Source organism: Bradyrhizobium sp. UFLA06-06 (assembly GCF_054820065.1).
In genome coordinates, this window is sequence record NZ_JADFUD010000005.1 from 134,682 (window position 1) to 151,887 (window position 17,206).

Annotated in this window: 16 protein-coding genes; 6 read left to right on the top strand and 10 right to left on the bottom strand. The window is 64.6% G+C overall.

The genetic code is table 11. The features are described 5' to 3' along the window. Positions 1 to 29 precede the first annotated feature (29 nt). From IF803_RS06235 to IF803_RS06255, 5 genes are all read right to left on the bottom strand, one after another. Positions 30 to 806 carry a tetratricopeptide repeat protein gene (locus IF803_RS06235; protein ID WP_461191667.1) on the bottom strand — a complete coding sequence of 259 codons (777 nt, stop codon included), beginning with the start codon at positions 804 to 806 and terminating at the stop codon, positions 30 to 32. Positions 807 to 997: 191 nt separating this feature from the next. Beyond that, positions 998 to 2,416, bottom strand: coding sequence for an MFS transporter (locus IF803_RS06240; RefSeq protein WP_461191605.1), 1,419 nt, complete (start codon positions 2,414 to 2,416; stop codon positions 998 to 1,000). 61 nt (positions 2,417 to 2,477) lie between these two features. Beyond that, positions 2,478 to 3,848, bottom strand: coding sequence for an LLM class flavin-dependent oxidoreductase (locus tag IF803_RS06245; RefSeq protein WP_411781695.1), 1,371 nt, complete (start codon positions 3,846 to 3,848; stop codon positions 2,478 to 2,480). A 39-nt stretch (positions 3,849 to 3,887) separates the two neighbouring features. Beyond that, a complete protein-coding gene (locus tag IF803_RS06250; protein ID WP_461191606.1) occupies positions 3,888 to 5,087 on the bottom strand; it encodes a CaiB/BaiF CoA transferase family protein in 1,200 nt (399 codons plus the stop codon). Beyond that, positions 5,077 to 6,078: an HpcH/HpaI aldolase/citrate lyase family protein gene (locus IF803_RS06255; RefSeq protein ID WP_461191607.1), complete on the bottom strand. Its 1,002-nt coding sequence runs from the start codon at positions 6,076 to 6,078 to the stop codon at positions 5,077 to 5,079. The genes IF803_RS06250 and IF803_RS06255 overlap by 11 nt, the downstream gene beginning before the upstream one ends. Positions 6,079 to 6,219: 141 nt before the next feature. On the opposite strand from IF803_RS06255, the gene IF803_RS06260 reads away from it, so the two are divergent. Further along, positions 6,220 to 7,119, top strand: a complete 900-nt coding sequence (locus tag IF803_RS06260; protein WP_028340161.1) for a LysR family transcriptional regulator — start codon at positions 6,220 to 6,222, stop codon at positions 7,117 to 7,119. Here IF803_RS06260 and IF803_RS06265 read toward each other — a convergent pair. Further along, complete coding sequence (locus IF803_RS06265; RefSeq protein ID WP_028340162.1) at positions 7,116 to 7,670, bottom strand: flavin reductase family protein; 555 nt, start codon at positions 7,668 to 7,670, stop codon at positions 7,116 to 7,118. The genes IF803_RS06260 and IF803_RS06265 overlap by 4 nt on opposite strands. Before the next feature lie 250 nt (positions 7,671 to 7,920). Here IF803_RS06265 and IF803_RS06270 point away from each other — a divergent pair, with 250 nt between their 5' ends. Further along, positions 7,921 to 8,067, top strand: coding sequence for a hypothetical protein (locus IF803_RS06270; protein WP_155258431.1), 147 nt, complete (start codon positions 7,921 to 7,923; stop codon positions 8,065 to 8,067). Between the two features lie 105 nt (positions 8,068 to 8,172). Here the strand turns inward: IF803_RS06270 and IF803_RS06275 are convergent, their stop codons facing one another. The 3 genes from IF803_RS06275 to IF803_RS06285 form a co-directional block, all read right to left on the bottom strand. Next, on the bottom strand, positions 8,173 to 9,768 hold the full coding sequence (locus tag IF803_RS06275) for a B12-binding domain-containing radical SAM protein (protein ID WP_461191608.1): 1,596 nt from the start codon (positions 9,766 to 9,768) through the stop codon (positions 8,173 to 8,175). Positions 9,769 to 9,932: 164 nt separating this feature from the next. Then, a complete protein-coding gene (locus tag IF803_RS06280) occupies positions 9,933 to 10,403 on the bottom strand; it encodes a GNAT family N-acetyltransferase (protein ID WP_461191609.1) in 471 nt (156 codons plus the stop codon). After that, on the bottom strand, positions 10,378 to 11,877 hold the full coding sequence (locus IF803_RS06285) for an NAD(P)H-hydrate dehydratase (RefSeq protein ID WP_461191610.1): 1,500 nt from the start codon (positions 11,875 to 11,877) through the stop codon (positions 10,378 to 10,380). Before IF803_RS06285 ends, IF803_RS06280 begins: the two co-directional genes overlap by 26 nt. Positions 11,878 to 12,231: 354 nt before the next feature. On the opposite strand from IF803_RS06285, the gene IF803_RS06290 reads away from it, so the two are divergent. Both IF803_RS06290 and glnA read left to right on the top strand, forming a co-directional pair. After that, positions 12,232 to 12,570 (top strand): P-II family nitrogen regulator, encoded by a 339-nt coding sequence (locus IF803_RS06290; RefSeq protein ID WP_011441447.1) that lies wholly within the window; start codon positions 12,232 to 12,234, stop codon positions 12,568 to 12,570. Between the two features lie 151 nt (positions 12,571 to 12,721). Continuing rightward, positions 12,722 to 14,131, top strand: a complete 1,410-nt coding sequence (gene glnA, locus IF803_RS06295; RefSeq protein ID WP_028333940.1) for a type I glutamate--ammonia ligase — start codon at positions 12,722 to 12,724, stop codon at positions 14,129 to 14,131. 177 nt (positions 14,132 to 14,308) lie between these two features. Here the strand turns inward: glnA and IF803_RS06300 are convergent, their stop codons facing one another. Continuing rightward, complete coding sequence (locus IF803_RS06300; RefSeq protein ID WP_168855915.1) at positions 14,309 to 14,572, bottom strand: tautomerase family protein; 264 nt, start codon at positions 14,570 to 14,572, stop codon at positions 14,309 to 14,311. A gap of 152 nt (positions 14,573 to 14,724) precedes the next feature. On the opposite strand from IF803_RS06300, the gene IF803_RS06305 reads away from it, so the two are divergent. Next, positions 14,725 to 15,702: a GlxA family transcriptional regulator gene (locus IF803_RS06305; RefSeq protein WP_461191611.1), complete on the top strand. Its 978-nt coding sequence runs from the start codon at positions 14,725 to 14,727 to the stop codon at positions 15,700 to 15,702. Positions 15,703 to 15,886: 184 nt separating this feature from the next. Then, entirely contained in the window at positions 15,887 to 17,116 is a 1,230-nt protein-coding gene (locus IF803_RS06310; RefSeq protein ID WP_259243111.1) for an ABC transporter substrate-binding protein, read from the top strand. The last annotated feature ends 90 nt before the right edge of the window (positions 17,117 to 17,206 follow it).

Sequence of the window (17,206 nt, forward strand, 5' to 3'; positions counted from 1 at the left end):
AGGCGGAATGTCGTCCGCCGCGCTCAATCTCACTCCCCGCCGAGGAACTTCGCAGCGGCACTCTGGGAGAAGAAGAAGCGGCCGTGAGATCCCGAGGCCATGACGAATGCCGCGCGTCCAAATAGCTGGGGCTGACCGCGCATCACCGAACGCAGCGCCGCCTCGGCGGCATCGCGCTCACCCTGCTCGAAAAGGCACGTGGCAAGGTGGGCGCGGGTCGAGCGATCATCCGGGTATTGCCCGAGCACGCGGCGGAACGCATCCGCGGCTGCGGCGTAGTCGCCAACGAGGATCAGGACCCGCCCGAGCTGGTTGAGAACGTCGGGGCGTCCCGGCGCAGCATCACGTGCCGCCGTCAGAACGCTTGCAGCCCGCGCGATGTCATTGGTCTCTTGCAACAGGCGCCCGAGATCGAGCTTCAGATCGACGCTCTCAGGAGCCAGCGCCAGACCGGCCTCGATCGTGCTGATCGCCTCGTCGTGTTGACCGGCCTTGGCAAGCTGCCCGGCGAGTTCCTGAAAGGACGGAAAATATGGCGGGCGGCGCGCCGCCGTGCGCCGAAGCTGCGCGATGCCGTCGGTGACGCGGCCCGCGCCGCACAGCAGCGCGCCGAGCAAAGTCTCGACCTCTCCATCGTCGCCGCGACGCGCAACGCGCTCGAGCGCTGCGATCGCCTCGCCTCCCCGGTTCTGCCCCATCAGGGCATGCGCCAGAAGAAGCGCGGCGTGTCTGTCCGTGCGGTTTGATTTGAGGATGTTCGTCGCAATCTGCTCGGCCTGAGCAAACTGCTGCGCCCGCAACGCCAAGGCGCCTTGTTGCAGTGCCTGAGCGAGGAAATTGTTCTGCCTGCCACTCACGAGCGAGATTCACGGTGCCGAGGGAATACCCTGCGCGTTTAGCCCGCATCTTTCGACGCGTCCACCAAAAGTATCGTAAGGTGGACGAGGCCCGGATGTCCGCATGCGTTGATCACGCGGACATCGTGCGCTTCGTCCCGCTATTCCCCGCCGGCGGCGATCCCGCCGGGGCTTGGTTGCAGCTTGCCGCGCACCTCCGCGGATGACGCTTCGCCGTCCATCGCCTCCGGCCGCAACGCCTCCAGCGGACGCTTGCGGGTCTCGATGCCGAGCGCCGCGACCGCGATCGCCTGCACCACGAGGAGCCCGGCCACCACAGAGACAACGCCGGTGACGCCGAACCTCGTGAACAGCTCGACCACGATGAACGGCGTCACGATCGACATCAGGCGACCGGCGGTGTTGCAGATGCCGGATCCGCGCATCCTGAGCTCGGTCGGGAACAGTTCGGGGATGTAGAGCCCCCAGGCCAGCGCCAGCATCACCGCCACCGTGAACACCAGGAGGAAGCCGATCGCGACGAAGGCGACGGGGTTGATGAACATCGGATAGATCAGCCCCAGCCCGGCCGCCGCGAGCGACAGCACGATCAGCGACGGCTTGCGGTCGATCTTCTCGCCGATCCACATGCCTGACAGCGTGCCGAGCGGGCTGCCGAGCGTCATCAGCATGGTGTAGCCGAGCGATGACGACAGGTTGATGCCCTGCTTGACAAAGAAGGTCGGGATCCAGGCGATGAAGCCGTAGACCGCAGTGTTGAGCCCGATCAGGATCAGGCAGCCGACGATGGTCCGCGCGATCAACGCGCGCGAGAACAGGCGCGTGAAGCGAACGTCCGGCTGCACCGGGGCCGGCTGATAGGCCGGGGTCGGCAGGGTCCTGCCCTTGCCGACCTCTTGCTCGATCGCCGCCAGCACCGCCTCCGCCTCGGCGCTCTTGCCCTGCGTCTCGAGCCAGCGCGGCGATTCCGGCAGCGAGCGCCGCAGGAACCAGACGATCATCGCGCCGATGCCGCACAGCGCGAACATCCAGCGCCAGCCGAGATGCGGAATGACGACCCAGCCGACCAGCGTCGCGACGAACAGCGCACCATTGGTGCAGGTCGCGAGCGCCGCGCCCCAGCGGCCGCGCTGCTGCGGCGGGATGAATTCGCTGAGCACGACATAGCCGACGACGATCTCGGCGCCGAGCCCGAGGCCCATCACGAAGCGGGCCCCGATCAGCCAGTTCATCGACGGGGCGAGCGTTGCCGCCAGCGCGCTGAGGCCGAAGATCAGGAGATTGGCCTGGTAAGCGAACTTGCGGCCGAAGCGGTCGCCGGCGACGCCCGCCAGCCAGGCGCCGATCAGCATCCCGACAAAGGTCGCCGAGATGAAGCGCGCATTCTGGGCAAGGTCCGAATAGCCGGATTGAACCAGTGCGCCGAGAATGCTGCCGGCGAGGAAGATCTCGAAGCCGTCTACGAACAGTCCGGCTCCGATCAGCGCGAATATCCGGTAGTGAAATCCGGCGATCGGCAATCTATCGAGCCGGCCCCCCGCGTTAACGCCCTTGGTCACTTCAGCCTCCCTGATTTTGATTTTGTTCTGATCGTTGTCTGCGCCGATTTTTGTGCCGGGGCTATCCGGTCGAGACGCGCGCCTCCTCGTCTGCGCTTGCATGCGCGGCTTGCGGCCGCGGCAGGCCGAGATTCTCGCGCAACGTGTCACCCTGATACTCGCGCTGGAACAGGCCGCGGCGTTGCAGCTCGGGCACCACGAGGCGCACGAAGTCCTGGTAGGTGCCGGGCACATGGGTGGCGGCGACGACAAAGCCGTCGCAGCCGCCTTCGCAGAACCAGCGCTCCATCTGATCGGCGACCGCCTTGGGCGAGCCGACGAAGGTCGGCAGTTCGGCGAGTGTCCCGCGCCCGCTGAACTGCACGAAGTCCCGCGGCGTCGGATTGGGCTTGCCGCTGAGATTCACCACGCGGTCGCGGATTGCCTGCAATCCGCTGATCGAAGCCAGCTCGTCCGACGTGAACGGTTCGTCCATCGGCTTGGCCGCGAAATCGTAGTTCAGCACCTCCGACAACAGCGTCAGCGCGTCGATCGGCTTGGCGAGCCGGCTGATCGCCGCGAACTTATCCTCGGCCTCGGCCTGGGTCTCGGCGACGACAGGATAGACCGCCGGCGCGATGCTGATGTCCCTGCCCGTCTTGGCCAGCGTTCCCTTGAGGTCGGCATATTGCTTCTTCGCAAGGTCGAGATTGGGATAGATCACGAAGATCAGTTCGCCCCAGCGCGCCGCGAAAGTCTTGCCGCGGCCGCTCTGGCCGGCCTGGATGATCACCGGATGGCCCTGCGGCGAGCGCGGCACCGTGAACGGGCCGCGCGAGCGGAAGAAATGCCCGTGATGGTCAAGCCGGTGCACCTTGGCCGGGTCGGCGAACAGCCCGCTCTCGCGGTCGAAGCTGACGGCGCCGTCCTCCCAGCTGTTCCAGTGGCCGAGCACGACCTCCATGAACTCGTCGGCGCGGTCATAGCGCAGATCGTGGCTCAGATGCTGCGAGGCGCCGAAATTCGCCGCCTCGGAGTCATTCAGCGAGGTCACCACGTTCCAGGCCGCGCGGCCGTTCAGCAGCAGGTCCATCGTTGCGAACACCCGCGCGACGTGAAACGGCTCGTAATAGGTGGTCGAATAGGTCACGCCGATGCCGAGCCGCTCGGTCGCCAACCCCATCGTCAGCGCGACCGAGACCGGATCGAGCTTCGCCGCGCGTACGCCGTGGCGGATGGTCTCGCGGAAATCGTCGCCAAAGCGATCGGGGATTGCGAGCCGGTCGTCGAAGAAGGCGAGATGGAACTTGCCGTGCTCCAGCGTGCGCCCGATCTCCTGATAGTAGTCGCGCGAGAACCAGTTCGGCTTCGAGTCCGGATGGCGCCAGGAGGCGGGATAGTTCGAGCAATTCTGGGCCTGCAGGAAGCCGATCAATTTCATCTGCCTGGTCATGGCGTGGTTCCTTCGTGGCCGCGGGAGAATTGGGGCATGTCAGATCACCCCGTCGCTGCGCAGCGCGGCGAGCGCCGCCGCGGTTGCGCCGGCAAGCGAGGTCAGGACGTCGTCGGTGTGGGCGCCGAGCGCGACGCCGGCGTGCCGGAACTGGGGCGGCGTGCGCGACATTTTTGGGATCGCACTAGGCACCGCGATCGGGCCGGCGCGGGAGGGCACCTCGGCGATGTTGCCGCGAGCGCGGTATTGCGGGTCGGCGAAGATGTCCGCAACGCTGTAGATCGGCCCGCAGGGCACGTCGTAGCGCTCGCATTCGGCAAGCGCCGCCTCCAGCGGCATGGAGCCGATCCAGTCGGCGACCATCCCGTTGACCTCCTCGCGCCGCGCCAGGCGGCCGGCCATGGCTGCATAGCGCGGGTCGGTCGCGAGATCCGGCCGCTGCATCGCCTGCGCCAGGCGCTCGAACATCTTGTCGCTCGAACAGGCCAGCGCCACCCATTTGCCGTCGGCGGTCTGGTAATGGCTGTGCGGCACGACATTGACCGTGTCGGCGCCGAGGCGTTCGCGGACGAAGCCGGTCTTGGCGAACACGGTCGCCATTTCATCAAGCAGCCGAAACACCGATTCATAGAGCCCGATATCGACCACCTGCCCGTGTCCGGTGGCTTCGGCATGGCGCAGCGCCAGCAGCACGCCGAGCGCGCCCCAGAGCCCGGAAATATAATCGGCGAGCGAGGTCGATCCCGGCATCACCGGCGCCCGTCCCGCCTCGCCGGCAAGATAGGCGAGCCCGCTGAAGCCGTGCGCGATCCGGGCAAAGCCCGGCTTGTCGCGCAGCGGGCCATCCTGCCCATAGGCGCTGATGCGCAGCATCACGAGTTTTGGGTTGATCTCGCGCAGCGCCTCGAAGCCGAGCTCCCATTTCTCCAGCGTGCCCGGCCGGAAGTTCTCCAGCACCACGTGGGATTGGCGGACCAGCTCGCGAAACAGCGCGGCGCCCCGCTCGCTGCGCAGATCGAGCGTCACCGACTTCTTGTTGCGGGCTTCGCTGAGCCAGACATAGGTGTCGCCGCAGTCGCTCGGCGTACCGAACCGGCGCAAGGGATCGCCGACGCCCGGCTGCTCGATCTTGATCACCTCGGCGCCGAAGTCGGACAGCACCGTCCCGCAGAACGGCGCCGCCACGAAGGTCGCGATGTCGAGCACGCGAATTCCGGCAAGCGGTGGTTCATGCGACATCGCGCGCTCCTGCCCTGCCCGCCGCCTGAATTGCGTCATGGCGGTCGATGATCGCCTGCGCGCGCTTGAGCACCGCAAGATCTATCAACACCCCGTCCTGCCCGAAGGCGCCGTCGCCGCCGGCGCTGGCGGATTGAATCTTGGCCGTGATCTCGCGCGCCCAGCCGGTCTCGCGCGCGGTCGGCGAGAACACCTCGTTGGCGGTCTCGAGCTGCGAGGGATGGATCGCCCATTTGCCCTCGAAGCCGAGCGCGGCCGCCCGCGCCGCACTGGCGCGAAAGCCCGCGGCATCGCCGAAATTGGCATAGGGGCCGTCGATCGCACGCAGGCCGTGGGCGCGGCAGGCATTGGCAATCCGGGCGAGCGCGAAGTGCCACTGGTCGTTCCAGTGCACGCGGCGCGCGCCGCCCTCGTCCGCATCGGTGAGCACGGCATAGCGCGGATCGGAGGCGCCGATAATCTCGCCGCAGGTGCGCAGGTCGATCGAGTAATCGCCGATGCCGAAGATCACAGCCTCCAACCGCTCCGACGCCTCCACGATGTCCTCGACATTGGCGAGCCCAAGCGTGGTCTCGATCAGGATCTCGATGCCCAGCGGCCTTGCGCGCGGGAACTCGCGCTCGAGCCCCGTCAGCAGCGCATCGACGAAACGGACGTCGAATGCGGTGCCGACCTTCGGCACCATGACGAGGTCGAGGCGCGGCGCGCGGCTGACAATCTCGATGATGTCGCGATGCGCCCATTCGGTGTCGAGGCCGTTGATCCGCACCGCCAGCGTCTTGTTGCCCCAATCCATCCGGTTCAGCGCCTCGATCGCGATCTCGCGCGCCTCCACCTTTCGCGGCGGCGCAACCGCGTCCTCCAGATCGAGGAAGATGAAATCGGCGGCGCTACTCGCGGCGCGTTCGAAGAAATGGGTCGAGGTCGCGGGAACCGCGAGTTCGGAACGCTGGACGCGGCGGGTGCGCGGCTTGGTGACGGTGAAGGACATGAAGCATCTTTTCTGCATCGCGCCGCAGGATCGTCTCCCGCGGCCAACACAATCATGCTAGATGTCCGACACTGATCTTTCTAACGAGATTATCTTAAGAACTGTTCAGTTCTTCGGGACGATCCCCTGCAGGGCAAAACGATGTCGCAGATCAATTTCAAGCTGCTGCACATGTTCATCGCGGTCGCCGAGAACAAGAGCTTTCGCCAGGCCTCCGAGCAGCTCAATCGCTCGCAATCCGCGGTCAGCATGCAGATCAAGCTGCTGGAGGACCAGGTCGGCGCCGCCCTGTTTCATCGCACCACGCGGCGCGTCGAGTTGACCGCCGAGGGACTGCAATTGCTGACGCACGCGCGGCGTGCGCTCGGCGAATGGGAGAACGGCCTGCGCGAGATCCGCGAGGTCATCGACATCCAGCGCGGCACGCTGTCGCTGGCCTGCGTTCCGACCATTGCCGCGACCATCCTGCCGCAGGCGCTGCATGCCTTCCAGGCGAGCTATCCCGGCATCAACATCAATCTGCGCGAGCTTGCGGCCGAGGACATGCTGGACTGCCTGCGCCGCCGCGAGGCGGATTTCGGCATCGGGCCGGAGATGGACGGCTCGACCGAGTTTCAGTTTGCGCCGCTGTTCAACGACCCGATCTATGCGCTGGCGACCAAGGCGTTTCCGTTTCGCAAGCGCAGCGCGGTCGACCTGACCGAGCTGTCCGCCTACCCGATCCTGCTCAACTCAAAATCGGCGGCGCTGCGCTCGATGCTGGAGCGCGCGCTCGCCACGCGCAATCTGCAGATGAAGATCAAGTTCGAGGTCGAGCACAGCTACACGCTGGCCGCGCTGGCCGGCGCCGGCCTCGGCGTCGGCATCCTGCCGAAGGTCGCCTTGCCGCGGCCGATCAGGAAGACGATGCAGGCGCTGCCGATCGTCAATCCGACGCTGGAGCGCACGGTCTGCATCGTCTCGCTGCGCGGACAATCGTTCTCGCCGGCCGCCGGCGCGCTGACATCAGTGATTCACAAATTCCTCAAGCCGCGCCCTTAGGTCTGCCGGGCCACCCCGCAGAACGCGCCGCCAAAATAGATCAGCGGCGTCTCCCCCTCACGTAGATGCATCGCGCGGACCGCGCCGACGAAGATCGAATGCGTGTCGTGCGCATGCTCGTCGATCAGCTCGCAGTCGAGCCCGATCAGCGCACCCTTAAGGATCGGCGCGCCGGTCGCAAGCGACAGCCAGCCGTCGGCGTCGGAAAACCGATCGTCCCGCTCGATGCCGCGGCGGCCGGCGAACACGTTGGCCAGCTCGGCTTGGTCGGCGTGCAGCATGTTGACGCCGAACGCGGCGGTGCGCCGGATCAGGCCATGCGCGCTCGCCGAACGGTTGACGCAGGCGATCAGCCGCGGTGGCGTGTCCGACAGCGAACAGACCGACGTCGCCGTCATGCCCGTTCTGTCGCCCGGCCCGCCCGCCGACAGGATCGTCACCGCGCCGGCGTGGTGGCGCATCGCCGCGCGATAGGACGCGGGGTCGACGTCGTGGTGAAGCGCGCCGGCGGTCCGTGCGGCGGTAGAGAGCTGGCTGCTCGGTGCGATCATCTGACTGTTCCGCGCAAGTGACAAGGATGCCGATCCTATAGGTCAGTCGAACCGATCGCGGAAACGCAAATATCTAACGAGTTGTTCAGTTCAGCCGATCAATGCCGAAAGGTCCGGCAATCCCCAGTTCGCCTTGGGCAAAAACATAACGTCGATCGCGGACTATGACGCTGTCATCGATCCAATCCGCTAGCGCCGCATGGAAATGAGTGGCCGGCAGGTTGGCGATCCCAAAGAGGCCGCGCAGGCGATGCTGAAGCTCGCAATGTCGGCCGATCCACCGGCGCATCTGCTGCTCGGCAGCGGTGCCGTGCGGCTGGTCGAGGACAAAATCAAACTGCAGCGGGCCGAATTCGACGCGTGGAAGGGCGTTTCGCTCTCCACCGACGTTGCCTGAGTGGCGTCAGCCGTTCGAACAAGAAGCCAGAGCTTCAGTCCTGATCCAATCAGAACCGAAGCTGTAGCGAACTTTGCCGTCCATCAACCGGCAGACTAGATGAACTCATTGCACAAGCGCCCTGGCCTTCACCGGAGGTGTACCGTCCAACTCGGCAATCCGGCGTTCAATCACACCGATCACGTATTTCGAGAACGGCCCGAAGTGCAAGTACAGCGCCATCAGCATCACGATGTAGCGCAGCGCGCCTGGATTGGACTTGGCGACCTCGACGAAGACCTTCCAGAACGGCTCGCGAACCTCCGGCAGGGCACTTATGATCTTGTGTACGCCTTCGATGCCGCCAAGTCTCTTGCGCATGTCGCCATCCGGCAGGTCGCGGCGCCGGTCCGACCGGTCGAGCATGGCGGCAAGCCGCGACAGCCGTCCTGCATATTCCGTCGGGCTGTACACGTGCCCGAGCACCGCCTTGTAATCCGTGAGGATGTCACGAAGCGGACGCTTGGTGTCGAAATTGCAGCCCAGCGTGCATTGGTCGCCCGCCTGCTCGACCTTCATAAGATCATGGCCCTCGTGCAGTCGGCCCTCCTGGGCCAGCCGCCGCGTCAGCTGTGTGCCAGGCAGCGCATAGAGCAGTCCAACCATGCAGACTGGAATGCTCGCCTCCTCGATGAAGTCGATCATCGCCTGTGCCATCGAGACTTTCTCGGTATCGAACCCGACGATGAAACCCGCGGTGACGAACATGCCGTAGTCATAGATCTTGTGAACGCTCTCGGCGATGTTGCGCCTGGTGTTCTGCTTTTTCTTCATCTGCACGAGGGTCTCTGGATCCGGACTCTCAATGCCGACGAAAATGCCGAAGAAGTTGGCGTCCTTCATTGCCTGCAGCAGTTCGCTGTCGTCAGCGATATTGATCGAGGCTTCGGTCGAGAATTCGAACGGATAGTCCCGCTCTTCCAGCCAGGCTTTGAGCCGCGGCAGCAAGACTCGGAGGTTTTTCTTGTTGCCGATGAAATTGTCGTCGACGAAATCGACATGCCCTCGATAACCATGATCGTAGAGCGCTTGCAGCTCGGCGAGAATCTGATCGGGAGTTTTGGTACGCGGCACGCGCCCGTACAGCTCGATAATATCGCAGAACTCGCAGGTAAACGGGCAGCCGCGCGAATACTGCACGCCAATGAAGAGATAATGCTCGAACTTGATCAGATCGTAGCGGGGCATCGGGCTTAGCGTGACGTCGATCTTGAATTTCTCGGCGGTGAACACGCCCTTGCGCTCACCGCGTTCCCAAGCGGCGATGAATTCCTCGATGATGTGCTCGGCCTCGCCGATCACCTGGAAGTCCGCATCCGCGTAGAGGTGCGGGCTGGAGGAGACGTCGGGCCCGCCGACACATACCGGCTTGCCGCGCCGGTGGGCGAGATCGATCAGGTGGAGAAAATCAGGCTGCTGGTTGAGCATACCGCCGATCATGACGAGATCGGCCCAGTCGAGGTCCGCGTCCGTCGAAGGCTCGGTGTTACGGTTGACGAGGCGAATCTCCCAGTGCTTCGGCAGCATGGCGGCCACGGTGATCAGTCCGAGTGGCGCCGCCGGATACTTCGCGCCGACGAGTTCGCAAGCCTCCGTATAGTTCCAGAAAGAATCCGGAACGAACTTCGGATAGATCATGAGGACGCGGCAGGGACTCGTCATGTTGCTCCGGTCCGTACCACAAAACCTCAAGGCTCAAGGGTACATTCGCTGGTCGATACAGGCATTAAGTGCTCAAAAGGTGGCGGATAGCCAGACGATATTTCGTCTTGCCGCGAGCCCGGTCCTATCCCCGGGCCTGCCGCGGTCAGCTACTCCGGTCAAAATCACTCACCCGCCGGCCCGCGCGTCCAGCGATAGCGCACGCCCGGCTCCCTCTCCTCGTTGTCGCTGCCGTCGGTCTCCTCAACCGCGACAAAACCGCGCGTCTCGTAGAAGCGGCGCGCGCGGGCGTTGCGTTGAAACGTCCAGAGCTGCAGCCGGTCCTCCGCGTCTTGCCTTGCGATCTCGAGCAGCGCGCCGCCGATGCCGCGGCCCTGCGCGTCCGGCAGCACATAGAGCTGCTCGATCCAGTCGTCATGAAACGCAATCACGCCCCGCATCGCCGTGCCGTCGAACGCCCCCCATAGCGTGCAGGTCGCAAACATCCGCTCGCGGTAGAACCAGCGATCGTCGTCGGGCGTGTGCAGACCGGCGAGCCACGGCAGCGCCTGATCGAACGCCGCGCGATGCACGCGCGCGGCGGCATCCATGTCGGCCAGCGTGAGCCGCCTAATACTCAACCCCGAACTCGTCATAGAGGCGGCGGAACACGGCGGGCAGCACTTCGGTGAGATCTTCCGCGATCAGGCCGGGGCCCGCCTCGCTCGCGCTCTCGCCGTGCATCCAGACGGCGATGCTGGCCGCCTCGAAGGCCGCGACGCCCTGCGCCAGGAAACCCGCGATGATGCCTGACAGCACGTCGCCGGCGCCGGCGGTGGCGAGCCACGGCGGCGCGTTGGCGGCGACGGTGGCGCGGCCGTCGGGAGACGCGATCACCGTGTCGGCGCCCTTCAGCAGCACCACCGCGCCGGAGCGCTCAGCCGCCGCGCGCACGCGCTCGAGCTTGGAACGGCCTGGATGCTTGTTCGAAATATCGCTGAACAGCCGCGGAAACTCGCCCTCATGCGGCGTCAACACCACCTGCTGACCGTCGCATGCCTTGATCGCCTCGAACAGCCGGTCCGGCGCGCCGGCAAAGCTGGTCAGCGCGTCGGCGTCGAGCACCAGATGCCGCTGCGCCGACAGCGCGGTGTGGACGAAGTCACGGGTCCGCGCGCTGACCCCGGCGCCGGGACCGATCACGCAGGCATTGAGGCGCTTGTCGCCGAGCAACTCGGCGAACTGGATCGGGTTGTCGACCGCGCGCACCATCACCGCGGTCAGCGCCGCGGCATTGACGGCAAGCGCATCGCGCGGCGAGGCCAGCGTCACGAGGCCGGCGCCGGCGCGCAGCGCCGCGCGCGCGGCGAGCCGTGCCGCCCCGGTCGAGGCGAGATCGCCCGAGACCACGACGGCATGCCCCCGCGCGTATTTGTGGCCGTCGATCCGCGGCACCGGAAACGACCAGCGCCAGGCCTCCGGCAAGTTCTCCGCGGTCAGCGGCTTGATCTCGTCGAGCACCTGCGCGGCGATGCCGATGTCGGCAACGCGCACCCGGCCGCAATACATCCGGCCCGGCAGCAACAGATGCGCGGGCTTCTTGCGGAAGAAGGTGACGGTCTCGGTTGCCTGCACGGCCGCGCCCATCACGGCGCCTGATGTGCCGTTGATGCCGCTCGGCAGGTCGACCGCCAGCACCGGCGTACCGTTGGCATTGATGGCCGCGATCATCTCCAGCGGATCGCCCTTCACCGGCCGGTTGAGGCCGGCACCGAACAGCGCGTCGATGATCAGCGCCGGCCTGCCGAGTGCCTGCGGGTTGAACGGCAGCACCGGATATTTCCAGCCCTTCGCCGCCAGCGCCGCGTCGCCCTGCAGGCTGTCGCGCTCGCAGAGCAGGATCACCGAGACCTCGCGGCCGCGCGCGGCAAGCTCTGCGGCCGCAACGAAGCCGTCGCCGCCATTGTTGCCGCGGCCGGCGACCACCACGATCGGGCCCTCCTCGACGAGGTCCATCGCGGCTTCCGCGACGGCCTGGCCGGCGCTCATCATCAGCGCGAAGCCCGGCGTTCCGGCTGCGATGGTCAGCCGGTCGGCGCGTTCCATCTCGGTGGTGGTCAGAACGTCCATGCCGAATCCTCAATCGCTTCGCCTTTTCGAGAGGCAATTCCTGTGACGTTCGCGGGGTTTCTACTGGCCGACTGCATACGGATTGATCTATTTGCCTATTTGTTAGGCTTGGATATCATAGCCCATGTGGTTCGATATCAGCCGATTGCCTGTTAAAAGGCTGATAACATTCCGAAATCGGGGACCTTAACAACTTGGCATAGACCCTGCTTTTGAGGAAGCCGCGCGCAAGGCCGCTCCATGCGACCATTGCGCGTGTTTCCGGCAACCGGCCGGAAGCCTTAAGACCAACCAGACTGCGCCCCACGCGCATCGAACTCGACCCTGCAATCTGCAATGCCCGGGAGGCGCTCAGTGAAGAAGATTGAAGCCATCATCAAGCCCTTCAAGCTCGACGAGGTGAAAGAAGCGCTCCAGGAAGTCGGACTGCAAGGCATCACCGTCACCGAGGCCAAGGGATTTGGCCGCCAGAAGGGCCATGCCGAACTCTATCGCGGTGCGGAATACATCGTCGACTTCCTGCCCAAGGTGAAGATCGAGATCGTCATCGGCGACGACCTGGTCGAGAAGGCGATCGACGCGATCCGCCGCGCGGCGCAGACCGGCCGGATCGGCGACGGCAAGATCTTCGTCTCCAACATCGAGGAAGCCATCCGCATCCGGACCGGCGAATCCGGGCTGGACGCTATTTAAGGGCGGTGCTATCCGGATTTTCTGACGGCAAAAGAGAAAAAAGGCTGCTTCGGCAGCCTGATTTCGTTTGTGCAGTCACACGAACTCGCCAAAAGCGGGAATAACGTCGCTCTCCGCTGGAAACCGACCCGCACATCCATAAGGGGTATTCATGAAGACCGCCAAAGACGTCCTGAAATCGATCAAGGACAACGACGTCAAATACGTCGACCTGCGCTTCACCGATCCGCGCGGCAAGTGGCAGCACGTCACCTTCGACGTCAGCATGATCGACGATGACATCTTCGCCGAGGGAACGATGTTCGACGGTTCGTCGATCGCCGGCTGGAAGGCGATCAATGAATCCGACATGTGCCTGATGCCCGACCCGGTCACCGCGACGATCGACCCGTTCTTCGCCGAGACCACCATGGTCATCACCTGCGACGTGCTCGAGCCGACCACCGGCGAGCCCTACAACCGCGATCCCCGCGGCATCGCCAAGAAGGCCGAGGCGATGGTGAAGTCGATGGGCGTGGGCGACACCGTGTTCGTCGGTCCCGAGGCCGAGTTCTTCGTGTTCGACGACGTGCGCTATTCGGCCGAGCCCTACAACACCGGCTTCCGCCTCGACTCCTCCGAGCTGCCGATCAACTCGGCGACCGAATATGAGGGCGGCAACCTCGGCCACCGCATCCGCACCAAGGCCGGCTACTTCCCGGTGCCGCCGCAGGACTCGGTGCAGGACATGCGCTCGGAGATGCTCGGCGCAATGGCCAAGATGGGCGTCAAGGTCGAGAAGCATCACCACGAAGTCGCTTCGGCCCAGCACGAGCTCGGCATGAAGTTCGACACCCTGACGCTGATGGCCGACCATATGCAGATCTACAAGTACTGCATCCACCAGGTCGCCCACATCTACGGCAAGACCGCCACCTTCATGCCGAAGCCGGTCTATGGCGACAACGGCTCGGGCATGCACGTCCACCAGTCGATCTGGAAGGACGGCAAGCCGACCTTCGCCGGCAACAAATACGCCGACCTGTCGGAGACCTGCCTGCACTACATCGGCGGCGTCATCAAGCACGCCAAGGCGATCAACGCCTTCACCAACCCGTCGACCAACTCCTACAAACGTCTGGTCCCGGGCTATGAAGCCCCCGTGCTGCTCGCCTATTCCGCGCGCAACCGCTCGGCGGCCTGCCGAATCCCCTACACGGCGAACCCGAAGGCCAAGCGCGTCGAGGTGCGTTTCCCCGACCCGATGGCCAACCCCTATCTCGGCTTCGCCGCGATGCTGATGGCCGGCCTCGACGGCATCAAGAACAAGATCGATCCGGGTCCGGCGATGGACAAGGACCTCTACGATCTGCCGAAGGAAGAGCTGAAGCAGATCCCGACCGTCTGCGGCTCGCTCCGCGAGGCGCTCGAGAGCCTCGACAAGGACCGCGCGTTCCTCAAGAACGGCGGCGTGTTCGACGACGACTTCATCGACGCCTATATCGAGCTGAAGATGACCGAGGTCGCGCGTTTCGAAATGACCCCGCACCCGGTCGAGTTCGAGATGTACTACTCGCTGTAAGTTTTACGGCACCGACGAAATGCGAAAGGCGCTTCCACGGGAAGCGCCTTTTGTTTTGCGGGGTGTCGCCGTCGCGCGCGATCCGTAGGATGGGTAGAGCGAAGCAAAACCCAACATCTCGAAGCTTGCACCGGCGCGATGGGTTTCGCTTCGCTCTACCCATCCTACGAAGGGTGGTTACACCTTCGCCTTGGCGAGCCGCCGTCCGCCGGCGTCGAGCGCGCCGAATTTGCCCGCGATCATGTCCGGCGTCGGGATCATCCCGCCGAGCGACCAGCTCGCCGGCTCGCCCTCCTCGATCTTGACCCAGACGTTGCGGCGGAAGTCCGGGTTGCCCTGCCCCTCGATCTCGACCATGAGATCGGTGACGCGCTCCAGCAGCGCCTGCTTCTGCGCGACATCGAAGATGCCGCGGACGGTAGAAATGGTGACGTAAGGCATGGTCTCTCTCCATTGCTGAGGGTGTGATAACGCAGCGAAGATGGACCGGCACGGCACAATCAGGCAGTGGCCGATCGGACAGAGATCGGGCAATATCTGCCACCGCCCGATCGCGCGGATCGGCTAGCATGACGGCAAATTCCGGAGGTCCCATGAAGCTTGCGATCCTCGCGCTGGAAGGCTGCATGCAATCGGCGGTCGCCGGCATCGCCGACATCCTCACCCTCGCCAACCACGTGATGCAGCTGCGCGGCGGCAAGGCGCGCTTCAGCTGGCAGACGCTCTCGCTCGACGGCAAGGCGGTGCGCGCCGGCGGCGGCAAGTTGCTCGCCGTCGATGGTGCGGTGGGCGGACGGACGGCGTGCGACGCGATCATCGTGCCGGGCAGCCTGGTCGATCATCTCATCGCCGAGCGCCTGCAGCCGCAATATGACCGTGCCGGCGCCTGGCTGCGCCGGCAGCATGCCAGCGGCCGCTTGATCGGCGCGTTCTGCAGCGGCGTGCTGCTGCTCGCCAATGCCGGCCTGCTCGACGGCCGCCGCGCCACCATCACCTGGTGGCTGCAGAGCGAGCTTCGCCGCCGCCATCCCAGGGTCGATCTCGCCGGCGATGCCGTGATCACACAGGCCGATCGCCTGGTCTGCGCCGCCGGCCCGATGTCGTGGGTCGATCTCCTGCTGCGGCTGATCGAGCTTGTCGAAGGCGCGGAGGTCGCAAAAATTTGCGCCGACTATGCGGTGATCGACACCGCGCAGCGCACCCAGGCGATCTTCATGCCGCTCGGCTACATGCTCGGCCAGGATCCGCTGCTGATCAAGGCGGACATGCTGGTGCGCCGCACCGGCAAGACCCCGATCACGGTGCGCGGCCTCGCACACGCGCTCGGCCTCAGCGAACGCACGCTGAACCGCCGCTTCCGCGAACTGACCCACGAGTCTCCGCAGGCCTTCATCATGCGCCGCCGCGTCGAGCACGCCCGCACGCTATTGGAGACCACGGCGCAGCCGATCAAGGCGATCGCCCGCGCCACCGGCTATGAGGACGAGAGCAGCTTTCGAAAAGCCTTCCGCAAGCTCACGCTGACATCGCCACAGGCCTATCGCGCGCAGCGATCGATGCGCGCGGCCTGATCGCGGGAAGCCCGGAAGACTACGGTCAGCAACGCTGACGAACCTGATGACGTGCTGCGAACCGCACACAAGGTTGTGTTTCCGGGATCGACAACGCCTGGGCTCGGGTGTTCACTGCCGGCAAGGACCCGAAAAGCGGCCTCCGATAAAACACGCATTCATTTTCTGCATGGGGAGAAACGAGATGTCTTTCGTCGCTCGACGAATGGCGGCGCTTTCGACCGCCATCACCATTCTCGCTGTCTGTGCTGGCAGCGCATTTGCCCAGAAGAAATACGACACCGGCGCAACCGATACTGAAATCAAGATCGGCAACATCATGCCCTACAGCGGGCCGGCATCGGCCTATGGCACCAGCGGCCGGGCCCAGGCGGCTTATTTCCGCAAGATCAACGCCGAGGGCGGCATCAACGGCCGCAAGATCAACTTCATCTCCTACGACGACAGCTACAGTCCGCCGAAGACGGTCGAGCAGGCGCGCAAGCTGGTCGAAGGCGACGAGGTCCTGCTGATCTTCGCCTCTCTCGGCACGGCATCCAACGGCGCGATTCAGAAATACATGAACGTGAAGAAAGTACCGCAGCTGTTCATTCAAACCGGTGCCACCAAGTGGAACGATCCGCAGAACTTCCCGTGGACCATGGGCTGGCAGCCCAGCTATCAGAGCGAGGGACGGATCTACGCCAAGCACATATTGAAGGAAAAGCCGAACGGCAGGATCGCGGTCCTCTACCAGAACGACGATTATGGAAAGGACTATCTCAAGGGCCTGAAGGACGGCCTCGGCGACAAGGCGGCGTCGATGATCGTCATCGAGGATGCCTATGAGGTGGCCGAGCCGACCATCGACACGCACATCGTCAAGATGAAATCGATGAATGCCGATGTATTCGTCGACATAGCCACACCGAAATTCGCGGCGCAGGCCATCAAGAAGACGGCCGAGATCGGCTGGAAACCGCTGCACATCCTCAACTCGGTCGGTTCCTCGCTCGGTGCCGTGATCCAGCCCGCCGGCTTCGAGAACGCGCAAGGCATCATTTCGGTGGCCTACCTGATGGATCCGCTCGATCCGCAATGGAAGGACGACCCCGGCATGAAGGCGTTCGACGAATATCTCTCCAAATATTTCCCCGAGGGCAATCGGGCCGACGGCCTGATTGTGACAGGGTACAATGCCGCCCAGACGCTGGTTCAGGTGTTGAAGCAGTGTGGCGACGATCTCACGCGCGCCAACGTGATGAAACAGGCCGCCAACCTGAAGGCCTTCCGGACCACCAACCTGCTTCCCGGCATCACGATGAACACCAGCCCGATCGATTTCGCGCCGATCAAGCAGATGCAACTCAGACGACTCAAGGGCGAGAGATGGGAGCTGTTCGGGCCGATGCTCAGCGCGGAAGTGGGCGGTTAGCGCGATCTGTAGGATGGGTAGAGCGCAGCGAAATCCATCACCCTCGCCCCTTTGCACAGGCGATGGGTTTCGCTTCGCTCTACCCATCCT